The sequence below is a fragment of the Mesorhizobium sp. WSM4842 genome (assembly GCF_055901575.1).
Map to the genome: position 1 here is coordinate 6982061 of NZ_CM148372.1, position 25243 is coordinate 7007303.

Genomic DNA, 25243 nt, shown 5'->3' on the forward strand with positions numbered 1-25243 from the left:
CTTCCGGGTAGCGGTACGTCCACGCCGCTTCAACAGTTGAGAATTTTGCAAAAACGGGGCCCCGGTTCGTCGAGCTTCCGCTGCCACTTGGCGCATTCACCGAGCCGGTCCAAGGCCACGTCCTTCACAATCGTGATCCGGCAAGCATTTGAATACGAGAGATAGAGTTACGGGAGGCACCTCGCATGGCTTCTACACCTGCTTGAACGCCAGAACTGCGTTCATGCCGCCCATGGCGAAGGCGTTGCTCAGTGCCACGCGCACCTTGCGCTCGCGCGCCACATTGGGCGTGACGTCGAGATCGCAATCGGGGTCTGGCTCGCGATAATTGGCGGTCGGCGGCACGACGCCCTCCTGCATCGCCATCACGCAGGCGATCATTTCAAGTGCGCTCGCCGCGCCGAGGCAATGCGCGTGCATGGACTTGGTGGACGAGACAGACATCGAATGGGCATAGTCTCCGAAGACGCGCTTGATCGCCGCCGTCTCGGTTCGGTCGTTGACCTTGGTGCCGGTGCCGTGGGCGTTGAGGTAATCCACGTCCTCAGCATTCAGCCCGGCGTCCGCAAGGCAAGCGCGCATCGCGGCCTCCGGCCCCTCGATGGACGGCGCGACGATGTGGAAGGCATCGCCGGAAAGGCCGATGCCTGCAATCTCGGCAAGCATTGTGGCACCGCGCGCCGCGGCATGCTCATAGCTTTCCAACACGGCCATGCCCGCACCCTCACCTAACACCACTCCCTTCCTGTCGGCGGAGAAGGGCCGGCAAGTATCCGGAGCGAGGGCGCGCATTGCATCCCATGCCTTCAGCTGACCGCATACGAGTGGCGCTTCGGCGCCTCCGGCAAGCATCACGTCGGCCCGGCCGAGCCTGATCTGATCCGCCGCCGAAGCGATCGCATGGTTGGCTGATGCGCATGCAGACGCGATGGCAAAGACCGGGCCGCGCAGGCCGAGGCTCATGCTGACCTGGCTGGCAGCGGCGCTCGGCAATCCCTTTGGTGCAGCATAGAGGCCAGTACGCTTCGCGCCGTCCAAATAGAGGGCGCGGTAGGTTTCTTCGACCGTTCCCCAGCCCCAGCCGCAGACGCCCACTGTCGCGCCGAAGCGATACGGATTTCCCTCGTCGCAGGAAAGTCCGGCGTGTTGCACGGCTTCGCGCGCTGCAAGCACAGCGAGCAAGCTGAGGCGATCCATGGAGACGAGCTGGTTGCGGCCGATGTCGTGCTTGGGCAGCTCGTTGATCTCGGTACCGACAGTGCCCTTCATCTCATGAAGCTCGGAAGTGACCATCGGGCGGATGGCGGAGCGGCCTTCGCGCATCTCTTTCCAGATAGAGGCGGCGTTGTTGCCTAGGCCGCAAAGCCCGCCCATCCCAGTAATGACGACTCGCCTGTCCAATCAGACCTCCTTCGCGAGCAAACCGCGGACGGCTTCCACCATGTCGCCGACATCCTTGAGATTCGACCAGGCGTCGGCCGAGTTCATGTCGATCTTGATGTCGTAGGCCTGCTCCACATCCCAGAGGAGATCCGCCAAACCCAGCGAATCGACGCCGAGCGAGGTCAGTTCCGTGGCAGTCGTTATTTCGCCGATGATGGACACACTTCCCTCGCCGCTTTCCAATTCGACGCGCTTCTTGATCGTGGCAATGATTTCCGTTGCAAGTTGATCAGCCATTCTGTTCCTTTCCATAGCAATGCCTTTTGACGTGGGTGCGGCGCCATACCTCTGCCAGTCACGTCGCGAAAATCGTCCCTGACCAGGCTTGTGCCACTCACCAACAACAGTCGGATTATAGAAACCGGATGAGTTCCGGTTGGTCTGAGGCGTTGGCATCCAACTGCAACTCATTTTCCCGGGGCAACTTCCATCGCACGTCTGAGCTCATGGAAAGATTTTCTCATTTCGGGCTCTTTTTCGCAGTCGTCACACGATAAGGGTAGCGGGTGATCAGGGCGTGTGAGGTGCTGTCGTCAATGCGAGATTCCGGAGGATTGATAAAATCGTTTGTTTCGATGAGACGCATCCACGCTGTGGATAGAGATACATTTCAATGATCCGGTAAGCCTCTGGTTCGGCAGATAATGCTACAGGAGGTATCCCGCATGGCCACTCCACGCAAAAGCTCGGCACGTCTCGAGCGCTGCTAGATGCTCAGCGCCTCACACTCGCTCTCTACGGTGCGACGAAGCGCGCTGGCGGTCGCGGAAGGCACAAAGGTTACCAATCCGCAGGGTGGATTCATCCTGTGGCTCGAGCTTCCGAACACCATCGATTCGCTCGACTCTTTCAGGGCTGCATCGCGGCGGCGGCATGGGCGGTATGGGCGGTATGGGTTTCTAAGGTCTGCGCCTCTCACCAATCTCAAAGGGCGGCAGCAATGCCGCCCCCTTTTTTGGAACGGAGCCGGTCGGAAAAGGTTTGGGGCTCGCGTGAAGTTGGAACCGAGGCCCGCCACCGCCGACACATTTGCGGAAAGCGAGACAACACGTCAGGAACGACCCCGGCTGCTGCGCTGATCAAGCAGAGAAAATTTGCAGGCCGCCATCGCAAGCAGGGCGCTGGTAATGAAAAATCTACCCTGAACATGTCTTAAAGCCGTGCGTGGGTAGCCATCGGTGTCGGGGAGCCAAGGTTTGGACAATGTTCGTGAATTGCTTCCCCTCGTGCCGACCGGGCTCCCCGCGATCTTCCTCATTGTGCTACACCGGCCGCGTGACCGCGTCAGTTTCCTAAGAGATGTTCTTGCGCGCGGCTCGAACATGCCGGTGAGTGTGGCAGTTGATAGAGGCCGCTACGGTATAGGCGCACTGCTATGTACCCAACCCGCAGAGCTGTCTGCGGCTGGTTCGGGCACTGGCGGTGGAGATCCACGAGAACTGGCTCGAGGCGACCCGCTACCTCAACATGGATCATCTGCGCGAGCACAAGAAGGAGAACTTGAGAGCACTGGCCGCCTGAGACGCGGCCCGCCATGTCCGCCGCTCCGCTAAACACGGGGGCTGCGCGGCGGACACGCCAACGTCACCGCTGAATGCCACGCCATCTTTGCTGATGGGGTGGATGCCAGCCTTCTCCGACGGCATCGCAATGTGCCAAAGTTTGTGGTGTTAGCGCCACGCAAAGGAGAGGCAGGCATCCATGGAAAAGGTTACCATCATTGGGGTCGATCTGGCAAAGAACGTCTTTCAGCTGCACGGGGCGGCAGCTGATGGATCGGTTGTGTTCCGCAAGAAGCTGTCGCGCCTGCAGTTTTGCAAGTTCATGGCGAGTCAACCGGCATGTGTCGTGGCGATGGAAGCGTGCGGCAGCTCCCACTACTGGGCCCGTCAGATGGCTCGGCTTGGCCATGAGCCAAGACTGATTGCCCCGGCCTATGTCAAACCGTTCGTCAAGCGGCAGAAGATGGGATGGTTGCCGCCCTCCCCAGACGGCATCGCAATGTGCCAAGGTCGTGGTGTTCAACGCCACATGAAGGAGAGGACGGCAAATGAAAGATACTATGATCGGGGTGGACCTGGCAAAGAACGTTTTCCAGCTTCACGGCGCGACAATGACGGGGCATCTGAGATTCCGTAAGAAGCTGACGCGGTCACGGTTCCGGCAGTTCATGGCATGCCAGCCGCCTGCTGTGGTTGTGATGGAAGCATGCGGCAGCGCGAGCTACTGGGCTCGAGAAATGGTCAAGCTTGGCCACGAGGTGAAGCTGATCGCACCTCAATATGTGCGGCCCTTTGTCAAACGGCAGAAAAACGATGCTGCCGATGCTGAAGCAATCGTCGTTGCAGCACAGCGCCCGGAGATGCGTTTTGTACAGCCGAAGTCGGAAGATCAGCAGGCATGCGCTGTGTTGTTCCGAGGTCGGGAGCGCCTCCTCCATCAGCGCACCGAGCTTGTGAACGCTCTGCGTTCGGTGCTGTACGAATATGGTCACATCATTCCGAAAGGGATCGCCCATATCAAGCGGATTGAGACTATTCTGGAGGAGCCGAACAGTGACCTGCCTGCTCTGGTGCGCGAGGAATGCTTTGATCTGCTCGAACAGATTGCTGAAAAGACGGCCCGGATCGACGTCAAAACGGCAAAGGCCAAAGCCCTTTCCCTGGCGACCGATACAGCGCGGCGCCTGCAGACAATGCCTGGTGTCGGGCCCCAGACCGCGTTGGCGATCAGCGGCTTTGCTCCGCCGATGGAGAGCTTCAAACGCGGGCGGGACTTTGCGGCCTGGCTTGGGCTCGTGCCACGTCAATACACCTCCGGCGGCAAGGAGCGACTTGGACGCGTGTCGAAGGCTGGCCAGACCGATATCCGGTCTTTGTTGATCATCGGCGCCATGTCACGCCTGACAGTGCTGGCCCGCAAATCCATCGTCGAGGGTTCATGGCTGGCACGGATGCTGCGTCGCAAGCCGCTCATGCTGGTCGCGATCGCGCTTGCGAACAAGATGGCGCGGGCGATCTGGGCGATGATGACAAAGAAAGAGGATTATCGAAATCCGGCGCGAGTTGTGGCTGCATGACGCATATGCATCACCACACAAACTGGCGCCGGTGAAAAAGGTGTAGGAAGTCGATGACCTGAATGGGCACAATGATCGAAAAGATCTGGATTGGGAAAACCAGCCGTCGTTCCCGAGCTTGAAAGCTCTTGCAGAAGATTTGGACCCGATCCGCAGATCACCATACCGGCCCGCGGCTTCTTGAAAGGCCGCAACGACAGGCCTGAGAGAAGAACGCACTCGATCACCGGCACATCAGGTTGGAAGGCTTCTTGCATCAAGGGCGGCAACCAGAGAAGAATGACGTCGCAGATGCGGAGGCGATCGTCGAAGCAGCGCAACGACCGACAATGCGCTTTGTCGAACCGAAGACGAAGGAGCAGCAGTCCCGGGCTATCGTGTTTCGCACCAGAGAGCAGTTCGTGAATCAGCGAACCGAATTGGTGAATGCGCTGCGCGCGCACCTCTATGAGTTCGGTTATGTTGCTCCGCAAGGCATCGGCCACCTGCCACGTCTGGCAGAGATCGTCGAGGACGAGAGCGCAGACCTGCCGGATCTGGTCCGTGACATCTGCAGCGCTCTCCTTGACCAGATCGACCAGTTGAGCAGCCGGCTCGCGGCATTGAAGAAGACGATCGACACGCTGTCGAAGCAAGCTGAAACATCTCGGCGCTTGCAAACCATGCCCGGTGTCGGCCCTATCGCTGCCTTGCCATTGAAACCTTTGCGCCACCGATGGAAGCCTTCAAGTCCGGTCGCGATTTCGCCGCCTGGCTCGGGCTGGTCCCTCGGCAGAAGTCGAGCGGCGGCAAGCAACGACTAGGGAAGGTATCGAAGATGGCCAGCGCGATATTCGGCGGTTGCTCATCATCGGCGCCATGGCCGTGGTTCGATGGGCATCTCGGAGGCCCGCGCCCGACGGTTCCTGGCTTGCCCGCTTGATGTTGAAGAAACCGCGCATGCTGGTGGCAATCGCGCTGGCCAACAAGATGGCGCGTGGCATCTGGGCCATGCTGACGAAACAGGAGGACTACCGAGATCCGGCGACGGTGCTTGCGTGATTTGCAACAACGCACCTGAGACCGGGACGTCGGAGATGTGAGGAAGGCATGAACTGCATGGGCAAATGATCGATCAGATCGGGGTCAGGAAAACCAGAGTCAAGTTGAGAGCCCACGCAAGCTCGCTTTGCTGATTTGGACCTGATCCGCGCATCACCATACCGGCCCGCGGCACATGGAACGGCCGCAAATCAAGGCCTGACACATGACCGCACTCGATCACATGTCCAATGCTTCAGGTTCCTCCTTGCAAAATGGCTGGCATCCACACAAGAACTTGACGCACACAACTTAGGAGAACCTGATCCACACCTGTCGCTCTGCTGTATGGGCCGATCACAAGGATCCCAACGGACCTTCATCTTCAACTCCGTGGCGGCCTACGCGAAATCTATCCGGCTATTACACCACGGATCGAGAGCGCTGGCGGCGATGGGTGAAAGCTTGCGGATTACGATCACCGAAAATGGTTCGGCTGAGCGCGGCATGCCATTCAATGCTGCTCACTTCAACTGGGTTGATTGACGTGATGGGCAAATGCCGGCTTGCTGACGAGATCGTCAGACGAGTGACACAGTAAGACCCGAAGCAGGCACGTTGGAGGGAATCTTGGCCGTGGCGGTCTCTGCGGTGATCGGGTCGGGAGCCAGTCCGGCCCGACTGGTCTTTAGCCCGACCCAGTCTGCCAAGCTTCCAAAAACCTTTTCGACGTAGGAACTCAGTCCGACAGCCCAGCTTCCGGGGATTTTTATTTTAACGCGTTGCGCCGCGCGGACTACCACCTCGGTGTGTTGTGTGCAAACAGTGGCAGGTAACAAAATAAAGGAGCATATTCCATGACGACGGCAAATGAGATCGCAGAAAAGATTGCAGCCGACAACGGCCTGACGAAGATGCAGGCCAAGAGCATCGTCGACAACGTGTTCAAAGCGATCTCCGATGCGGCGGCGAGCGGTGCCGAGACGAGCCTGCCCGGTTTCGGCAAGTTCAAGGTGAAGGAAACACCAGAACGCGAGGGCCGCAACCCGTCCACGGGCGCGACGATCAAGATCTCCGCCTCGAAGAAGCTGTCCTTCACGCCGGCTAAAGCCATCAAGGACGCGCTCAACGCCTGATCCCGTACCGGGATGGTGCCCCGATAGATAGGGTCCAGCCGTGGTACGCAGTGGGGATCAGGTGCAATGCAGACTTCCCGCCCTTCACGGCCGCCGCCGACAGCTTGCGGCCAGCTTGAAAGTTGGCCGCAGCGCGCCTTGGCGAGCGTGAGAAGATACGTATCCGTGACCTGTGTCGACGTCAGGATTTTCGCTGCATCGATGTCGCCGGAGCCGACCAGGCTCACATCGTCGGGCCAGAAGCTGTGCCCGTGCAATGCCCGCAACTTTGTGCGATCAGGACATTGACATCGAGCAGGAACGTCAAGGCAGTTCGTCTCGCAAGGCATTTACCGCGTCAAGCGTGACAGGAGGTGCATCCGGCCGAGGCGACAGGAGAGGAATCCCGTTGCGCCGCCGGCTTGAGGCCGGCGCGGCGAGCGCCGGGCGAGATTGGTGATGACCTCGCCAAGGCTGCGATCCTGCTGCCGGGCGATGGCCTCGGCCGCGACCAGGACGTCGTCATCGATAGCCTCATATCGCGCTAACCGTTAATGCGCCACCTGAACGGCGCTATTGACCGCTTGCCGTGCATCATGCCAACGACACGATTTACGGGCTTGCCGCTATTTCTACGCTTCCAACCTGAAGCGTGTCTGGCGTGTGGCGCCACCTCTTTGACGGGCAGCCCCAACACGTCGGCGACATATCCGAGCGCTAGCATATCACCCTCCATTCGATTGCATCTAATTTGAATCCGAACTTCGATATTTTCAAATTAAATGCCAATCCTGGTCTAAACGACTGCATTCTCCAGTTGACTGTCAAGAGATATATAATTGATCAAAGACATTTTCTGATTGAGTGAGTACATATTATATCATTGTATTAATAGTATGTAGCAAAGATATAAATCGTCACAATTATTTACGAACTGATTGTTCAAACGTATGAAAATAAAGTAACCACTTTCTGATTCTTATCCTGACAATGGAATGGGACAACAGAAGCAGGCGCGATCTCATCTGCGTGGCATGAGACGATGGGCGAGAGATGATGACACTGAAGGAGCCGGGGGAGCTTACGGTGTCAATTTCTATGTCTGCGCCTATGTCTGATGACAGAGGTTTCCATGTTCTTGAGGCGGCTCCGAACCGGCTGGACCGACGATGACGTCGGCACCGTCGACATGATCCGGCAGACCGGCAAGTCCAAGAGCTGCATATGGCGTTGGCAGAGCGCCCCAATTCCTCAATGCGGGTAACAATCCGCTGCATTGCGGCCGGATCTCCGGAACGGATCGGCTCATCATCAGCGCCGTGCGGGAACGCGTTCCGCTTGGCAGCCTTGCGGGCCGTCGCCTCGTGCGCTTTCAGGTCGGCGCGGCGGGCGTCCGAAATCCTCATGCGCTTTTCATTGCGAGCCACGCGAAAGTGCTCGCGGTTCACTCCGCCTAAAAAATTCGCTCTAACGAGCAGCCCTGATCAGCCTCTCAGCAAGTCTCGTCTTTCGAGCGATGATTTCTGATCCTTCATAGGAAAGATGGCCGCTGTCCCGGTAGAGGAATTTGCCATCGATCTCGGTTCTGCATTTTGTGTCGTCGCAGAGAAAGTCGTGGTAAGAGACAACCTCTACGTCAGCTTTCACAGCCACCTGGTTCAAGAGCTCAATAGTGCGGGATCGCATCCGGCGGTAATCGGTGACATAAATTTCACAATCACTGTGCCGCCCGAGCATAAGATTTCCCCTCACCTTTCGCTCAAGGCAATCGCCGATATCGAAGCCTGCGACTGGCGGGGGAGCAACTACGACCACTCGCCTGCCCAAAGCGCGAACGGCGTCGACGAGGGACTTGATACCCTCAACGGCTCCATCTACCGAAGTTTCAACTTCCGTGAATGTCCCGTCACGCCTCTTAAGCAGCATGAAGTCTTTTGAATCAGGGGCGTCAAATGGGCTCGAAATGACAACGGTCCTTATCCCCGGCCGATTTTTCAGGATACCCAAAACACTGTCATTGAAGCGAATACAGTCCTCGGCGAAGGAGGGAGACGCTGCGCGCTTGGAGAAGGCAGCAACGCCGATGGCGGGGAAGCACCCGCTCATTGTGAGCTGAGCCAGGCCGGCCTCTCCGATCGTTTTGGCCAAGCCGGGAACCAGTGCCATGGCAAATGAATCGCCCCAAACCAGCAATTCGGGCCTGCCCGTCGTCTGACAGGCCTCGGGAATGCCCTGGGGAGGCGATCCAGATGTGAGATCACATGCCCTTCCCAGGCCGTAATTGATCGGTCGGCTCTCGGAAAAGCCAACCCTACTTTCGGCTGCGCCAATGTCGACTGACCGTGCGAAGCCGAGAAGAACCGTTGCGGCAACGAGTCCTGAGGCCATCCGTCCACGAGATGCGACGAATCCCTGCCGGAACGGCTTTTCCACGAGCCGGTGAAGAACTAAGCTGGCTACAACTGAGAAGGCAACTGCCGCATAGATCGCAAGCGCGGGAGGCTCTGCCAGCCAAGCAGCCCGCACATATACAAGCACCGGCCAATGGACCAGATAGAGCGAGTACGAGATATCCCCGATCCTTGCCATGCTTCGTACCGCCACATTATCCCTGCTGGGCGACAGCAGGAGGATCAGGGTTGCCAAGCAAACCAAAGCGGCATCCACGATCGGGTTCTGCGAACTAAGTCCAATGGGAATAAGGAGGATAAGCACGAGCGCCGGGAGGCGCAGCGCCGCAAACTTGGCCGCCACGCGAGCGCTTGCGGGAAGCAATGCCCCGAGCGAACCAATCGCTATTTCCCAAAAGCGGGTCGGCAAAAGATAAAATGCAGCGTATGGGTGACGAATGGCCACGTATAGACACAGTGCCAGGCTGGCAATCAGGAGCAAACTAACCGCTGTGAGCCGCCATCTCTTGGGAGCCAAGGCCAAGAAAGCAGGAAGCAGCAGATAACACTGTTCTTCGACAGCGAGCGACCAGAAATGCAGGAGAGGCTTCGTTTCGGCGGATTCGCCGAAATAGTCCGCCTGAGACCAGAGAACGATGTTGCCGGTGAATGTGAGCGCCCCGAGGACCTGACTTCGGAAGTCCCGCAGGCCCACATCCGACAGGAAAAAGGGTGCAGCGACCGTCGTGAGCGCAATGACCACATAGGCCGCGGGCAACAGGCGCTTCGCACGACGATAATAGAATTCCCAATAGCTGAACCGTGACTGCTCAAGCTGGGTCGCGATGAGGCCGGTGATCAGAAAGCCCGAAATTACGAAGAAAATATCAACGCCGAGATAACCAAACGGCGCGATTTGGGTATGATAAAGGACAACCAGCAGGACAGATAGACCCCGCAAGGCCTGGACATCGGCTCGAAAGTCTCGCGGCATAGAAGACCTGATGAAATTCCCGGTTTAATTGGATGAACTGAGGCCTCGCACCAACGATGTGAAAATGGTGCCCTTCTAGAATCATCCGCTGGATCGAATCCGGCCGATCTGCCGCACTCGCCCATAATATAACTAAGAAAGTTGCCGGCAGCAGGTGTCGGCGTACTTGCTTCGGTCAATTGCTGTTCTTCTAATGGAGCATGCCCGCTAATTCGTAAAATCGATTAGTTGAATTCCATACATCCAGGCTATGGATCGCTTGCACACCCTCTGATGGCATTCGGCGAGGTTGCCTACTGCTTGCCGTCACCGTAAGTTTTTGCCCTCCCTCAAAGTGTCGAGCAAAAGGCGCCCGCCACGCGCGTTCGCCATAAGGCTTCATCACGCTGCATCTGGCTTCTAGTTCGAATCCACGGCTTTGAAGTAGGCGCGGTAGTTGCGCGCCGCGACACTGGCGTCGCCGATCTGCCGTCGCGTTCTGTCGATCCGCACAAGTGCGGTCTCGACTTCGGCGACCGCGTCCAGCACAGCTGATTTGTAGGCGGCCACCGCCACCTTATATGCGGCTGCCGCGCTGCCCACTGCCGCCCGGCGCGAGCCACCGTCAAAAAGCGGGATCGAGACGGCCGGGCCGAAGGACCAGGGCAGAGAGGTTCCCATCAGCGATGAACTGTCGATCTTGACCGAGCCGCCGAGGCTGAGGCTCGGATAGAGATCGCCTTTTGCCGCGCCGATCTCGGCGAGCGATGCAGCGACCTCGAGCTCAAGGGCGTCGATGTCGGGGCGCTGCCGTAAGGCGTCGGCAGGCACAGCGGATAGCTTGAGGATCCTCGGCGCGGGTAACCCCCCGCTTGCCCATCGCCAGAATATCGCGGACGTGAGGCTCGTCACCGCCAGTAAGTCGGGCGAGCGACTTGACGAGAACCTCGCACTCGGCACGCTGCGCGGTACGTGTCGAGGCGGAGTTAGCAGCACTCGCCCGCCCTAGCGCAAGGTCGGCGCTCGACGTAAGGCCAGAGGTTGCGGCGGTTTCCATTGCCCGGATCGTCTGGCGCTGCGAGGCGAGTTCGGTGGTATAAACTTGCTCCAGCTGCCGGCAGGCACGGTACTGCATATAGTAGTCCGCCACCTCCGCCGCGAGTGAGACGCGCGCATCGTGCCAATCGGCGGTGCGCTCGTGGACCCGCAGCCGCGCAGCCTCGCTCCTCTGCCGCGTCTTGCCGAACAGATCGATTTCCCAAGAAGCGTCGAGGCTGCCGCTCACCGTCGTAGCGGCAGCAACTTGGTTGGCTTTGTTGCCGCCCGTGCCGGAGCGGGCGAGCGATCCCGAGCCGCCAAGCCCCGGAAAAAGGCTCGCCTGCGTAGATGCCAGCGTGGCGCGCCCCCTCTCGATCTCTGCAACGGCGGACTCGAGACTGGGGCTTTCCGCCTGCGCAGATGCAATGAGGGCCGTCAGCGATGGATCGGAAAACGTGGACCACCAGGACACGAGATCGCCGGTCCGGCCGCCATGCGGAAAGGTCGCGTGCCAGGCATTCGCGATCTTCAAATCAGGTTCCTGAACGCTGGCGACGGTCGTGCAGCCTGACACGATCAGGCACGCTCCAAGACCGACCATACCGACAATCCTGCGATAGGCCGCCTTCATCGCGGCCTTCGATTGGCAGGCATTACGGCCCGGCGCGAAACAGCCAGCAAGAAAGGCCATCATGGTAATGGCCATTAGTCGATGCATGTCTACCGCCTTGTTCCGGGCCGCCACCCAGCGGAAACATCTAGGTCTCCACCGGCAGCACCGCGTATGGCGATCGTTCTTCGCAATCGCTCCTGGTGTCGCGCTCACTGATGATCACAGTTGGGTTGTTTTCGCTGCCGGACCAGCGATCGGCATTTGCCCGATTGCGGCCGGCGAAGCCGAAGTCGGCATGGCTGGTCCAACCGCAGCCTTCAGGATCTGCCGGTCCAGGGCAAGCCCGTGACGGTGAAGCTCCTGCTGAGCCGCTGGCGATGTGCACATCAGAAATGTGAGCGACAAACGTTCACTGATCGACTCCCGACGGTTGCTTCCCCTTATGCGCGCAGGACGACGAGGGTCGTGGAGATTGTCGGCTTGCTCGGCCATAGCACGGGTGGACGTCCTGGCGAACGCCTCATGTAACGGCTCGGCATGCCGGTCAGTGACGACACCATCCTGCGGCAACTGAAGCGGGATGCCGCGGTTACTCACCGCGCCTCCGAGATTCGGGTGGTTGGCATCGATGACTGGAGCTGGCGGCGAGCGACGCGATACGGCACTATCATGGTTGATCTCGAGCGCCAGTCGGTCGTCGACATTCTCGATGATCGGAGTGTCGATAGCGCAGCCAGGTGGCTGCGGATCATCCCTCCGTCGAGGTCGTCAGCCGAGACCGCTGCGGCCTGTATACGCAGGCCGTCCGTGAAGGCGCACCGCAGGCTCACCAGGTGGCCGACCGGTTTCATCTGGTCCAGAATCTTCGTACGGCAATCGAGGAACAGATCAGCCTTAGTGGACGTGCTTCAGGAAGATCCATCCTGTCCGAGGACGCTATTGTCGACGCTGCGACACATCGCCGGCGCGCCCGTCTCGCGCATAGGCAGTCTCGCCAGGAGATATTCGAGATGCTCCACGCCTTACGCCAGGAGGGTCTATCCTACAGCGCGATCGCCCGACGGACCGGCTATGAGCGTCGCAGCGTAGCGAAGTGGCTCAAGTTCAAGGCTCCGCCAGATAGGCGGCGAGCAGCATTGAACCCCACATCACCATGGTACTTTGAAACGTTCCTTGCCCAATGCTGGAAGGAAGGGAACCGCTGCGGACGGCATCTTTTTTCTGATTGAGTGAGAGACAACTCCATATCGTGTCAATAATTTGAAACAAAGATATAAACTGTCAATTATTTATGGACGGATTATTTCAAACGCATGAAAAGCAAGTAACCCTTTCTGATTCTGATCCTGACAATGGAATGCGACAACAGAAGCAGGCGCGATCTCATCTGCGTGACATGACACGATAGGCGAGAGATGATGACACTGAAGGAGCCGGGGGAGCTTACGGTGTCAATTTCTCTCTCTGCGCCAATGTCTGATGACAGAAGTCTCCATGTTCTTGAGGTGGCTCCGAACCGGCTGGATCGACGATGGACGTCGGCACCGTCGACATGATCCGGCAGACCGGCAAGTCCAAGAGCTGGATATGGCGTTGGCAGAGCGCTTCGCCGCCGAAGGCTTCAAGGGCTGTTGCGACAAGACGCGGCCCTCGCGTATTGCGGCTCTCGGGCCCGAAGCCCTGCCGAGCGCGGTTCTGATACGCCGTGAGAGGAATTGGATAATGGGCCAGAATTGTGAAATATATTGCGGCATTATGTAATTTTAGAAATCTCAGCAACAAATAAAGTTAACATTCTTTTCACTTGAATTTTGGGGCTTGTTATTCAATTAAATAGGGCGCCCGAACCCAGCAAGATCAAGCGGGTTAGTCGAAATCCAATTTTGCTGGTGCTTGTTGAGGGATGAGACGCTACGCATTTGCGCGAAGCTGCAACTGATTTTGTAGCTTTATTACATAATGGTTCTTTATGGAGTTGTTTGCATGCGCGTAGAAAACGATCATTGCGATGTGATCGGCGTGTCGGTCGCTCCCACGCAACTTAATAGTCTGTCTGCTGCGATTCTGCAGCAGGGGGGATGGCGCGAGTGTCGCTGCCAGGCAATGTGGTGACCTGGGCGGCAGGCCGTCACCAGACGCTCAGGCGGATGTTTTCCGACCAGCGTTTCAACAGGGACTGGCGACAGTGGCGGGCGCTGCAGGACGGCGAGATTCCCGAGGATCATCCGCTGATCGGGATGTGCAAAGTGGACAACATGGTCACGGCGCATGGCGCCGATCACCGGCGCTTGCGCGGCCTGCTGTCCAGGAGCTTCGCGCCCAGTCGTATCGCCTTGCTGGCGCCACGGATCGAACAATGCGTCGATCGACTCCTGGCCGAGATGGCGCAGCGCGGCGGCAGTGCCGATCTGATGTGCGAGTTCGCCGTTCCGCTGCCCACCAACGTGATCGCCGAACTGTTCGGTTTGCCGGACGAACAGCGCGAGGAGATCGTCGCGCTCACCTACAGCCGGGCCAACACCTCCGCCACAGCCGCAGAGGTGCGACAGACGCGGCAGCGCATCCCGGAGTTCTTCCGTCGCCTGATCGCGCTTAAGCGAGGCCAGCTCGGCGACGATCTGGCTTCGGCCCTGATCGTCGCGCGCGACAACGGCGAGCTCGTTTCCGACAGCGAGCTCATCGACATGCTGTTCATGGTGCTCTCTGCGGGCTTCGTGACCACCACCGGCGTCATCGGCAATGGCGTGCTGGCATTGCTGACGCATCCGCAGCAACTGCAACTGGTGCGCAGCGGCCAAGTTCCGTGGTCACAGGCGATCGAGGAGATCCTGCGCTGGGGCAGCGCAGTGGCCAATCTGCCGTTCCGCTATGCCACCCAGGACGTGGAGATCGACGGATGCATGGTCCGCCGCGGCGACGCCGTCCTGATGGCGTTCCATGCGGCGAACCGGGACGAAAAGGCCTTCGGTCCCGGCGCCGACAGGTTCGATGTCACCCGGCGGCACAACCCGCACCTGTCGTTCGGCGAGGGGCCGCATTCCTGCCTGGGCGCTGAGCTGGCGCGTCTGGAATTGCGCTGCGCCTTCCCCGCGCTGTTCGGGCGGCTGGAGGATCTGGCGCTGAGCATCGCCGCGGAGGACGTCGTCTACATGCCGTCTTACGTCATTCGCTGCCCGCAGCGCCTGCCGGTCACCTTCCGCCCGTCCATCGCTTAGAGAGTGAAGTGCCACCATGTCCGAACAACCCTTGCCGACGCTGCCGATGTGGCGCGTCGATCACATCGAGCCCTCGCCCGAGATGTTGGCGCTATGCGCCAATGGTCCGATCCACCGCGTGCGGTTCCCGTCCGGGCACGAAGGCTGGTGGGTGACAGGCTACGACGAGGCCAAGGCGGTGCTGTCCGACGCGGCATTCCGGCCCGCGGGAATGCCGCCGGCGGCATTCACCCCGGATTCGGTGATTCTCGGTTCGCCGGGGTGGCTGGTCTCGCACGAGGGGGGCGAGCATGCCCGGTTACGCACGATCGTGGCGCCGGCCTTCAGCAACCGCAGGGTGAAGCTGCTCGCGCAGCAGGTCGAGGCGATCGCCGCGCAGTTGTTCGAGACGCTGGCGGCCCAGCCCCAGCCCGCCGACCTGCGGCGCCACCTTTCCTTTCCGCTTCCAGCCATGGTCATCAGCGCGCTGATGGGCGTGCTCTACGAGGATCACGCCTTTTTCGCCGGGCTGTCCGACGAGGTGATGACGCACCAGCATGAAAGCGGCCCGCGCACCGCGTCGCGCCTGGCCTGGGAAGAACTGCGCGCCTACATTCGCGGCAAGATGCGGGACAAGCGCCAGGATCCGGGCGACAACCTGCTGACGGATCTGCTCGCAGCGGTCGACCAAGGCAAGGCAACCGAGGAAGAGGCGATCGGCCTGGCGGCGGGCATACTGGTGGCGGGGCACGAGAGCACTGTCGCGCAGATCGAATTCGGCCTGCTGGCCATGTTCCGCCATCCGCAACAGCGCGAACGCCTGGTCGGCGAACCGTCCCTGGTGGACAAGGCGGTGGAGGAAATCCTGCGCATGTACCCGCCGGGCGCGGGCTGGGACGGCATCATGCGCTATCCGAGGACCGACGTGACCATCGCGGGCGTGCATATTCCCGCGGAGAGCAAGGTGCTGGTCGGCCTGCCGGCTACGTCGTTCGATCCGCGCCATTTCAACGACCCGGAAATCTTCGACATCGGACGCGACGAAAACCCGCACCTGGCGTTCTCCTACGGGCCGCACAACTGTATCGGCGCGGCGCTGGCCAGGCTGGAACTCAAGGTGGTGTTCGGTTCGATCTTCCAGCGCTTTCCCGCGCTACGCCTAGCCGTGTCGCCCGAAGAACTGAAGTTGCGCAAGGAGATCATCACTGGCGGGTTCGAGGAGCTCCCGGTGCTCTGGTGACGCGCGGACGCCGCCGGGATCGGGATCTTCTCCGCAATTTCCCGGCGCGCCTGGGTGCGCACCGGTCAGATCAGCCAGCCAACAGGTAACCAGGATGGACGTGCAAGAAACCACAGCAGCATGCCGGGACGCCTTCGCCGAACTGGCGTCGCCAGCGTGCATCCACGACCCGTATCCGTTCATGCGGTGGTTGCGCGAGCACGATCCGGTGCATCGCGCTGCGTCGGGCCTCTTTCTGTTGAGCCGCCACGTCGACATTTACTGGGCGCTGAAGGCGACGGGCGATGCGTTTCGGGGACCGGCGCCGGGCGAACTGGCGCGCTATTTCCCGCGTGCGGCGACCAGTCTGTCGCTCAATCTGCTGGCGTCCACGCTAGCGATGAAGGACCCCCCGACGCATACGCGTCTGCGCCGGCTGATCTCGCGCGATTTCACCATGCGCCAGATCGACGACCTGCGGCCGAGCATCGCGCGCATCGCCGCAGCGCGCCTGGACGGCATGGCGCCCGCGCTGGAGCGCGGGGAGGCGGTGGACCTGCATCGGGAATTCGCGCTGGCCTTGCCCATGCTGGTCTTCGCCGAACTGTTCGGCATGCCCCAGGATGACATGTTCGGGCTCGCCGCCGGCATCGGCCCCATTCTGGAAGGCCTGAGCCCGCACGCCAGCGATCCCCAGCTCGCCGCGGCGGACGCGGCCAGCGCCAAGGTGCAGGCCTACTTCGGCGACCTCATACAGCGCAAGCGCACCGACCCCCACCACGACATCGTGTCGATGCTGGTCGGCGCACACGACGACGATGCCGACACGCTGTCGGATGCGGAGTTGATCAGCATGTTGTGGGGCATGCTGCTGGGCGGCTTCGCCACCACTGCTGCGACCATCGACCATGCGGTCCTGGCGATGCTGGCGTATCCCGAACAGCGGCACTGGCTGCAGGGAGACGCCGTGGGGGTGAAGGCATTCGTGGAAGAAGTCCTGCGCTGCGACGCGCCCGCCATGTTCAGCTCCATTCCGCGGATCGCCCAGCGCGACATCGAACTGGGCGGCGTGGTGATTCCGAAGAATGCGGACGTGCGCGTGCTGATCGCGGCAGGCAATCGCGACCCGGACGCCTTCGCCGATCCCGACCGCTTCGATCCCGTGCGGTTCTACGGCACCAGTCCTGGCATGTCGAGCGACGGGAAGATCATGCTGAGCTTCGGTCACGGCATCCACTTCTGCCTCGGTGCGCAACTGGCCCGCGTGCAGTTGGCCGAGAGCCTGCCGCGGATCCAGGCGCGCTTCCCCACGCTGGCATTGGCCGAGCAGCCGACCCGGGAGCCCTCCGCGTTCCTTAGGACGTTCCGCGCGCTGCCGGTGCGGCTGCATGCGCAGGGGGGCTGAGATGCGCGTCGTGGTCGACCAGGATCTGTGCGGAACCACCGGGCAGTGCGTGCTGACGCTGCCGGGGACCTTTCGCCAGCGCGAACCGGACGGCGTGGCTGAAGTGTGCGTGGTGACGATCCCGCAGGCGCTGCACGCCGCCGTGCGGCTCGCGGCCAGCCAGTGCCCGGTCGCCGCCATTCGGGTCATCGAAAGCGACTCTGGCGATGGCGAGCGCGCCAGCGCCAACCCTGCGCCTTCTCCGGCGGAGGCCTATCGGCATGCCGCGAAAGACCAACGCAATCCAGGAGGACACGATGGGACGGTTTGAAGGCAAGGTGGCCGTGGTGACCGGCGCCGGCGCCGGCATCGGAAAGGCATGCGCCCTCGCCCTCGCGCGCGAGGGCGGCAGAGTCGTGGTGGCCGACATTGATGGCTCGGCGGCCATCGCCTGCACCGCGCAGATCGCGGCCGAAGCCGGCCACGCGCTGGCCCTGGCCATGGACATTGCCGATGCGCAGGCGGTGGCAGCGCTGTTCGAGACGGCGGAGCGGCACTTCGGTGGGGTCGACCTGCTGGTGAACAACGCGAGCGCCATGCATCTGACCCCGCGCGACCACGCGATCCTCGACCTGGACCTGGCGGTCTGGGATCAGATCATGGCGACCAATCTGCGCGGCACGCTGCTCTGCTGCCGGCAGGCCATCCCACGGATGATCGCCCGCGGCGGTGGCGCCATCGTCAACATGTCGTCGTGCCAGGGGCTCAGCGGTGACACCGCGCAGACGTCCTACGCCGCGTCGAAGGCGGCGATGAACATGCTGTCGGCCTCGCTCGCCACCCAGTACGGTCACGCGCAGATCCGCTGCAACGCGGTTGCGCCGGGTCTCATCATGACCGAGCGTCTCCTCGCCAAGCTGGACGAGTGCATGCAACGGCATCTGCGCCGGCACCAGCTCCTGCCGCGCGTCGGCCGCCCCGAGGACGTGGCCGCGCTGGTGGCTTTCCTGCTCTCCGCCGATGCTGCGTTCATCACCGGCCAGGTCGTGTGCATCGACGGCGGCATGCTGGCGCATGTGCCGACATACGCCGACGGTGGCAACAGCCGCGCCGCGCGGCCTGCCGGCGACATCGCCGAAGCGGCCGCGGCGCCGCGCTGCTGATGGACATGCTGCTCAACCCGCTGGACCGTCGGCACCGGCTGCGGTACGACATCCCGGTCGTGCCCGGCGCTTTCCCCCTCGTCGGGCATCTTCCCGCCATCGTCTGCGACCTGCCGCGCCTGCTGCGGCGCGCGGAACGGACGCTGGGCAGCCACTTCTGGCTGGATTTCGGCCCTGCCGGCCACCTGATGACCTGCACGGATCTGGATGCGTTCGCACTGCTCCGGCACAAGGACGTGTCCTCGGCGCTGATGGAAGAGATCGCGCCCGAATTGCTTCGCGGAACGTTGGTCGCCCAGGACGGCGGCGCGCACCGGCAGGCGCGCGATGCGATCAAGGCGGCGTTCCTGCCCAAGGGGCTGACCCAGGCCGGCATCGGCGACCTGTTCGCGCCCATCATCCTGGAGCGGGTGCAGGCGTGGCGCGACCGCGGCGACGTAACCATCCTGCGCGAAACCGGCGATCTGACGCTCAAGCTCATCTTCAGCCTCATGGGAATCCCCGCGAACGACCTGCCGGGATGGCATCGCAAGTACCGGCAACTGCTGCAGTTGATCGTCGCGCCCCCGATCGACCTGCCCGGACTGCCCTTGCGGCGCGGCCGCGCCGCCCGCGACTGGATCGACGCGCAGTTGCGCCAGTTCGTCCGGGACGCGCGCGCGCATGCCGCGCGAACCGGGTTGATCAACGACATGGTGAGTGCCTTCGATCGCAGCGATGATGCGCTCTCCGATGACGTCCTGGTCGCCAATATCCGCTTGCTGCTGCTTGGCGGTCACGACACCACCGCCTCGACGATGGCCTGGATGGTGATCGAGCTGGCGCGGCAGCCTGTGCTGTGGGACGCCCTGGTCGAGGAGGCGCAACGCGTGGGCGCGGTGCCGACCCGGCACGCGGACCTGGCGCAGTGTCCGGTCGCCGAGGCGCTGTTCCGCGAAACGCTACGCGTGCATCCGGCGACCACGGTCCTGCCGCGTCGCGCGCTGCAGGAATTGCAGCTCGGCCAACAGCGCATTCCCGCGGGCACCCATCTGTGCATCCCGCTGCTGCATTTCTCGACCTCGGCGCTGCTGCACGAGGCGCCTGATCAGTTCCGCCTGGCGCGGTGGCTGCAACGCACGGAGCCGATCCGGCCGGTGGACATGCTGCAGTTCGGTACCGGCCCACACGTCTGCATCGGCTACCACCTGGTATGGCTGGAACTGGTGCAGTTCTCCGTCGCCTTGGCGCTGACCATGCACAAGGCCGGGGTGCGGCCGCGGTTGCTGAGCGACGTCGAAAAGGGCCGGCGCTATTACCCGACCGCACATCCGTCCATGACAATCCGCATCGGATTCTCATGAGCTGGCATCGCACGCCCCGTGTGGCGAGGCAGCGGCGCCGGCGACGCCCGCCATTGCTGCCTCGGCGCGCGCGCTCGGTGCGACACCGGCAACACCGCGGCGGCTCGGCGCTCGCCGTGGCCGTGTCAGATACAAGGACATGAACAACATGCAGACCGGTTCCACGCTACACGACGACCGAACTGGCGTTTCCGCGCTCGGCGGATTGGGCGCGCAGGCGCGCGGCGCGTCCGGCAGGCTGCTGCCGGAAATCTGGATGCAGGACGGCGCAAAGCGGGTCGAACAGGCGCTGGCGCGTCTTCTCTGCGCCGAAGACGACGGTGAGACCGATCTGATGGCGGCGATGCGCTACGCCACCTTGCATGGCGGAAAGCGCACCCGCGCCTTGCTCTGTCTGGCTGCCGGCGCACTGGCCGACACGCCGGCGCACATGCTCGACGACGTCGGCGCCGCCATCGAGATGATGCACGCCTGTACCCTGGTCCACGACGACCTGCCCGCGATGGACGACGACGTGCTTCGCCGCGGCCTTCCGACCGTGCACGTCAAGTTCGGCGAAGCCACTGCGATCCTGGTCGGCGATGCGTTGCAGGCGCACGCCTTCCTGACCCTGGCGAGCCTGGATGCGCCCGGCCACGACCGTATCGCGCTCGTGCGCGAACTGGCGCAGGCGGTGTCCGCCGAGGGTGCCGCAGGCGGGCAGGCTATGGATCTATCGCTGGTCGGAAAGCACGTCGAGCTGGACAGGATCGTGGCGATGCACCGGATGAAGAGCGGAGCGCTAGTGCGCGCGTCCGTTCGCATGGGCGCGCTAGGCGCCATCTCGGAGGATGCCGCGCACGCTGCGCTGTACTGTGCGCTCGATCGCTACAGCGCCTGTTTCGGCTTGGCGTTGCAGGTAGTCGACGACATTCTCGACGCGACAGCGGATACCGCGACGCTGGGCAAGACCCCCGGCAAGGACGCGGCGGCGCAGAAGCCGACCTGCGCGTCGATCATGGGGCTGCAGGCAGCGCGCCAGTTCGCGCTGGATCTGTTGCGCGACGCCGGGGAGGCCATCGCCCCGCTGGGGCCGCGTGCGGAACGATTGGCGCAGATGCTGCAGCGGGGCAACGCGTATCTGTTCAAGCACGCGCCCTGCGCATGAGCGCGCGCGTCCGCATGGAGCCGCCCCTGTGCCGCTGCGATCGGCTGGCGGCAGCGGCGCATGCTGCACTGTGTCCGAGTCCGCGGCGCCGATCGCAGCGGTTGCGCAGCGGCCCGCGGCCCGCTGCTCGCAAGCCTATGCGGCGGACCGGCGCCGGCATCCGGGCGCGTCGCCCCGCGCCGGAGCAGGGCGGCCGTCCGGCGCTGCCCGTGCGCCGGGCCGCGACGGGCCTGCGGCGACTGCTCGATCCTGGTTCTCGTCAACCGTCTGCAGAAGGAACATCCCGCTTGAACGCGCTGTCCGAACAGATCCTTTCCGAGTTGCGCCACCTGCTGAGCGAGATGAGCGACGGCGGCAGCGTCGGTCCGTCCGTCTACGACACCGCGCGAGCTCTGCAGTTCCGCGGCAACGTCACCGGTCGCCAGGACGCATACGCGTGGCTCATCGCGCAGCAACAGGCCGATGGCGGATGGGGAAGCGCGGACTTCCCGCTGTTTCGCCATGCGCCCACGTGGGCGGCGTTGCTGGCATTGCAGCGTGCCGATCCTCTTCCCGGCGCTGCCGACGCAGTCCAGGCTGCAACCCAGTTCCTCGAGCGCCAGCCCGATCCCTACGCGCATGCGGTGCCGGAAGACGCGCCGATCGGCGCGGAGCTGATCCTGCCGCAGTTGTGCGGCGAGGCCGCATCCTTGCTGGGCGGCGTGGCGTTTCCGCGCCACCAGGCGCTGTTGCCGTTGCGGCAAGCGTGCCTGCTCAAGCTGGGGGCGGTGGCGACGTTGCCGAGCGGCCATCCCTTGCTGCACTCCTGGGAAGCCTGGGGGACGTCGCCGACCACCGCATGCCCGGATGACGACGGCAGCATCGGCATCAGCCCGGCGGCCACCGCCGCGTGGCGTGCGCACGCCGTGACACAGGGGAACACGCCGCAGGTTGGGCGCGCCGACGCGTATCTGCAGGCGGCATCGCGGGCGACGCACAGCGGCATCGAAGGTGTCGTGCCCAACGTCTGGCCGATCAATGTGTTCGAGCCATGCTGGTCGCTGTACACCCTGCATCTGGCCGGGCTGTTCGCGCATCCCGCGCTCGCCGAGGCGGTGCGCGTGATCGTCGCGCAGCTCGACGCCCGCCTGGGCGTGCGCGGTCTGGGCCCGGCCTTGCACTTCGCGGCCGATGCGGACGACACCGCCGTTGCGTTGTGCGTCCTGCGCCTTGCAGGCCGCGACCCGGCGGTCGATGCGTTGCGCCATTTCGAAATCGGCGAGCTGTTCGTCACCTTCCCCGGCGAGCGCAATGCCTCGGTGTCGACCAACATCCATGCCCTGCATGCGTCGCGACTGTTGGGAAAGCCCGCCGCCGGCACCAGCGCCTACGTCGAGGCCAATCGCAACCCGCACGGTCTATGGGACAACGAAAAATGGCACGTTTCGTGGCTGTATCCCACCGCCCATGCGGTCGCTGCTCTGGCGCAAGGCAAGCCCCAGTGGCGCGACGAGCGCGCGCTGGCGGCGCTGCTGCAGGCGCAGCGCGACGACGGCGGCTGGGGCGCCGGTCGCGCGTCCTCATTCGAGGAAACCGCCTATGCGCTGTTCGCGTTGCACGTGTTGGACGGGAGCGAAGAGCCGACAGGGCGTCGGCGCATCGCGCAGGCGGTGGCGCGTGCGATGGAGTGGATGCTCGCCCGCCATGCGGCGCATGCATTGCCGCAGGCGCCGCTGTGGATCGGCAAGGAACTGTATTGCCCCACCCGGGTCGTGCGCGTGGCCGAACTCGCCGGGTTGTGGCTGGCGCTTCGTTGGGGGCGGCGCGTCCTGGCCGAGGGAGCAGGAGCGGCGCCATGATCCAGACCGAGCGCGCGCTGCAGCAGGTGCTGGAGTGGGGGCGTTCCCTAACCGGGTTCGCCGACGAGCATGCCGTAGAAGCGGTCAGGGGCGGCCAGTACATCCTGCAGCGCATCCACCCGAGCCTGCGCGACACCAGCGCCCGCACCGGCCGCGATCCGCAGGACGAAACGCTGATCGTGGCGTTCTATAGCGAACTGGCGCTGCTGTTCTGGCTCGACGATTGCAACGACCTTGGCCTGATCGCGCCGGAGCAGCTCGCCGCGGTGGAGCAGGCGCTGTGGCAGGGCGTACCGTGCGCGCTCCCTGGATTCGAGGGCTGCGCTTTGCTGCGCGCTTCGCTGGCCGCGCTCGCCTACGATCGTCGCGACTATGCTCAGCTTCTCGACGATACCCGGTGCTACTGCGCGGCGCTGCGCGCCGCGCAGGCGGCAGGGGTGGAACGCTGGTCCTACGCCGAGTACCTCCACAACGGCATCGATTCGATCGCCTACGCGAACGTGTTCTGTTGCCTGTCGTTGCTGTGGGGGCTGGACATGGCGACCTTGCGCGCGCGTCCGGCGTTTCGCCAGGTCCTGCGGCTCATCTCCGCGATAGGGCGCCTGCAGAACGATCTGCATGGACGCGACAAGGACAGGTTGGCCGGCGAGGCCGACAACGCGGCGATCCTGCTGCTGCACCGCTATCCGGCTATGCCTGTGGTGGAGTTCCTCAACGACGAGCTGGCCGGCCATACGCGCATGCTGCACCGGGTGATGGCGGAAGAACGCTTTCCCGCGCCGTGGAGACCGTTGATCGAGGCCATGGCGGCCATCCGCGCGCAGTACTACCAGACTTCGACCAGCCGCTACGCAGCGACGCTGCGGGGGGGAGGCCAGCGTGCGCCGGCCTGAACGCGCGGGAGGCGGCGGCGTGCGCGCGCTGCCGTCGGTCCGATCCGACGCAACGACATCGCCCGATGCGACGGATGGAGCGAGCATGAGCGACACCGCCCTGAGCCGGCGCAAGGACGATCATCTTGACATCGTGCTGGATCGGCGAACGGCGCCGGCCACGGCCGCCGCCAGCTGGGAGTACATCCGTTTCGAACACTGCGCATTGCCCGAGTTGGACCTGACACAGATCGACCTGCGCGCCTCGCTGCTGGGCAAGACCATGCGCGCGCCGCTGCTGATCAGCTCCATGACCGGCGGCATGCCACGCGCCGAGGCCATCAACCGGCATCTGAGCGAGGCAGCGCAAGCCTTGGGGATCGCCATGTGCGTCGGTTCGCAGCGCGTGAGCCTGCAATCCCGCAACTCCCAGGGGCTGACGCGCGCGCTGCGCCGCCTGGCTCCAGACATTCCCTTGCTGGCCAATATCGGCGCCGCGCAACTGCGCGAGGCCGACGGCCTGGACCTGGCGCGCCGGGCGGTGGATACGCTGGAGGCCGATGGACTCATCGTCCATCTCAATCCGCTGCAGGAAGCGGTACAGCCGGAGGGCGACCGCGACTGGCGCGGCGTCCTGGCGCAGATCGCTCGCGCCGCGCGCAGCGTGGACGTGCCGATCGTGGCCAAGGAAGTGGGGTCGGGCCTGTCCACCTCGGCGGCCTGTGCGCTCGTCGAGGCGGGCGTGGCGGTGATCGATATCGCCGGCGCCGGCGGCACCAGTTGGGCCGCGGTGGAGGGCGAGCGCGCCCACGATGCCGCCGACCGTGCAGTGGCGATGGCGTTCGCCGATTGGGGGATTCCGACCCCGGCCAGCGTGCAGGCGGTACGTCGGGCGCTGCCAAGGGTGAAGCTGATCGCGTCGGGCGGGATCCGCGACGGCGTCGACGTGGCCAAGGCCATCCGCCTGGGCGCGGACATCGCCGGGCAGGCGGCCGGCGTGCTGCACGCGGCGACGGTGTCCACCGAGGCGGTTGTCGCGCATTTCGAGATCGTCATCCGCCAGTTGGCCGTCGCCTGCTTCTGCACCGGCTCGGCTGATCTGGCGGCGCTGCGTCAGGCGCGCTTGTTGCCCTCGGCGCATCTGCCCGCCGGTTGATGCCGGCGTCGCCCGCACGTGGCGGCGGGCGCCTAGCACACTGCTGAAATACCTACGCCAAACATAGACTACTGATCCACCTTGGCGAAGCGGTTCGATGCGCGGAGCGATGTGTTCATGGAGCAGCTGTTCACGATGAAAGCGGTTGGAGGATTTCTTTCCAGCCGATCATCTACTGTGCCCAATCCGGCTGATGGTCAATGAAGCGCTGGTGCGGCTAGACCAGACGCGAGGAATGACAGAAACTCTCCGTAGG

The 25243-nt window shown here is 63.0% G+C and carries 17 protein-coding genes and 7 pseudogenes; 17 read left to right on the plus strand and 7 right to left on the minus strand.

Translation table 11 applies throughout. The annotated features are described in order from the left end of the window. Positions 1-192 precede the first annotated feature (192 nt). The gene (locus tag AC0NIE_RS33715) at positions 193-1401 is read right to left on the minus strand and encodes a beta-ketoacyl-[acyl-carrier-protein] synthase family protein (protein ID WP_473489883.1); all 1209 of its coding nucleotides are present in this window, start codon (positions 1399-1401) and stop codon (positions 193-195) included. After that, entirely contained in the window at positions 1402-1680 is a 279-nt protein-coding gene (locus tag AC0NIE_RS33720) for an acyl carrier protein (RefSeq protein WP_473489882.1), read from the minus strand. Positions 1681-2621: 941 nt separating this feature from the next. On the opposite strand from AC0NIE_RS33720, the pseudogene AC0NIE_RS33725 reads away from it, so the two are divergent. The 6 genes and pseudogenes from AC0NIE_RS33725 to AC0NIE_RS33750 all read left to right on the plus strand — a co-directional run. Continuing rightward, positions 2622-2792, plus strand: a pseudogene (locus tag AC0NIE_RS33725) (chemotaxis protein CheB); the annotation flags it as partial. A 31-nt stretch (positions 2793-2823) separates the two neighbouring features. Next, a pseudogene (locus AC0NIE_RS33730) lies at positions 2824-2964 on the plus strand (IS256 family transposase); the annotation flags it as partial. Between the two features lie 180 nt (positions 2965-3144). Next, positions 3145-3408, plus strand: a pseudogene (locus tag AC0NIE_RS33735) (IS110 family transposase); the annotation flags it as partial. 85 nt (positions 3409-3493) lie between these two features. After that, entirely contained in the window at positions 3494-4522 is a 1029-nt protein-coding gene (locus AC0NIE_RS33740) for an IS110 family RNA-guided transposase (RefSeq protein WP_065012380.1), read from the plus strand. A 272-nt stretch (positions 4523-4794) separates the two neighbouring features. Then, a pseudogene (locus tag AC0NIE_RS33745) lies at positions 4795-5563 on the plus strand (IS110 family RNA-guided transposase); the annotation flags it as partial. Positions 5564-6399: 836 nt separating this feature from the next. Further along, complete coding sequence (locus tag AC0NIE_RS33750) at positions 6400-6678, plus strand: HU family DNA-binding protein (RefSeq protein ID WP_473482496.1); 279 nt, start codon at positions 6400-6402, stop codon at positions 6676-6678. Here the strand turns inward: AC0NIE_RS33750 and AC0NIE_RS33755 are convergent. The 5 genes and pseudogenes from AC0NIE_RS33755 to AC0NIE_RS33775 all read right to left on the minus strand — a co-directional run. Beyond that, positions 6668-6947, minus strand: a pseudogene (locus AC0NIE_RS33755) (hypothetical protein); the annotation flags it as partial. The gene AC0NIE_RS33750 and the pseudogene AC0NIE_RS33755 sit on opposite strands and share 11 nt — an antisense overlap. 34 nt (positions 6948-6981) lie before the next feature. After that, positions 6982-7187, minus strand: a pseudogene (locus tag AC0NIE_RS33760) (CopG family transcriptional regulator). 937 nt (positions 7188-8124) lie between these two features. Continuing rightward, positions 8125-10041, minus strand: coding sequence for an acyltransferase family protein (locus AC0NIE_RS33765; protein ID WP_473490010.1), 1917 nt, complete (start codon positions 10039-10041; stop codon positions 8125-8127). A gap of 399 nt (positions 10042-10440) precedes the next feature. Then, positions 10441-10851, minus strand: a complete 411-nt coding sequence (locus AC0NIE_RS33770) for a TolC family protein (protein ID WP_473490009.1) — start codon at positions 10849-10851, stop codon at positions 10441-10443. After that, positions 10805-11776, minus strand: a complete 972-nt coding sequence (locus AC0NIE_RS33775) for a TolC family protein (protein WP_474045281.1) — start codon at positions 11774-11776, stop codon at positions 10805-10807. Before AC0NIE_RS33775 ends, AC0NIE_RS33770 begins: the two co-directional genes overlap by 47 nt. Positions 11777-11861: 85 nt before the next feature. Here AC0NIE_RS33775 and AC0NIE_RS33780 point away from each other — a divergent pair. The 11 genes and pseudogenes from AC0NIE_RS33780 to fni all read left to right on the plus strand — a co-directional run. Continuing rightward, positions 11862-12897: pseudogene (locus AC0NIE_RS33780) on the plus strand (ISL3 family transposase); the annotation flags it as partial. An 852-nt stretch (positions 12898-13749) separates the two neighbouring features. Beyond that, a complete protein-coding gene (locus AC0NIE_RS33785) occupies positions 13750-14886 on the plus strand; it encodes a cytochrome P450 family protein (protein WP_473489432.1) in 1137 nt (378 codons plus the stop codon). A 16-nt stretch (positions 14887-14902) separates the two neighbouring features. Further along, positions 14903-16105, plus strand: a complete 1203-nt coding sequence (locus AC0NIE_RS33790; RefSeq protein WP_473489433.1) for a cytochrome P450 — start codon at positions 14903-14905, stop codon at positions 16103-16105. A 94-nt stretch (positions 16106-16199) separates the two neighbouring features. Then, positions 16200-17489: a cytochrome P450 gene (locus tag AC0NIE_RS33795; protein WP_473489434.1), complete on the plus strand. Its 1290-nt coding sequence runs from the start codon at positions 16200-16202 to the stop codon at positions 17487-17489. Between the two features lies 1 nt (position 17490). Then, positions 17491-17799 carry a ferredoxin gene (locus tag AC0NIE_RS33800; protein ID WP_473489435.1) on the plus strand — a complete coding sequence of 103 codons (309 nt, stop codon included), beginning with the start codon at positions 17491-17493 and terminating at the stop codon, positions 17797-17799. Beyond that, on the plus strand, positions 17786-18631 hold the full coding sequence (locus tag AC0NIE_RS33805; RefSeq protein WP_473489436.1) for an SDR family oxidoreductase: 846 nt from the start codon (positions 17786-17788) through the stop codon (positions 18629-18631). Before AC0NIE_RS33800 ends, AC0NIE_RS33805 begins: the two co-directional genes overlap by 14 nt. Further along, positions 18631-19974 carry a cytochrome P450 gene (locus AC0NIE_RS33810; RefSeq protein WP_473489437.1) on the plus strand — a complete coding sequence of 448 codons (1344 nt, stop codon included), beginning with the start codon at positions 18631-18633 and terminating at the stop codon, positions 19972-19974. The genes AC0NIE_RS33805 and AC0NIE_RS33810 overlap by 1 nt, the downstream gene beginning before the upstream one ends. A gap of 148 nt (positions 19975-20122) precedes the next feature. Further along, positions 20123-21121 carry a polyprenyl synthetase family protein gene (locus AC0NIE_RS33815; protein WP_473489467.1) on the plus strand — a complete coding sequence of 333 codons (999 nt, stop codon included), beginning with the start codon at positions 20123-20125 and terminating at the stop codon, positions 21119-21121. Positions 21122-21408: 287 nt separating this feature from the next. Continuing rightward, positions 21409-22959 carry a hypothetical protein gene (locus tag AC0NIE_RS33820; protein WP_473489438.1) on the plus strand — a complete coding sequence of 517 codons (1551 nt, stop codon included), beginning with the start codon at positions 21409-21411 and terminating at the stop codon, positions 22957-22959. Then, entirely contained in the window at positions 22956-23852 is an 897-nt protein-coding gene (locus AC0NIE_RS33825; protein ID WP_473489439.1) for a terpene synthase family protein, read from the plus strand. The genes AC0NIE_RS33820 and AC0NIE_RS33825 overlap by 4 nt, the downstream gene beginning before the upstream one ends. Before the next feature lie 85 nt (positions 23853-23937). Beyond that, entirely contained in the window at positions 23938-24987 is a 1050-nt protein-coding gene (fni, locus tag AC0NIE_RS33830) for a type 2 isopentenyl-diphosphate Delta-isomerase (protein WP_473489440.1), read from the plus strand. Positions 24988-25243: the final 256 nt, after the last annotated feature.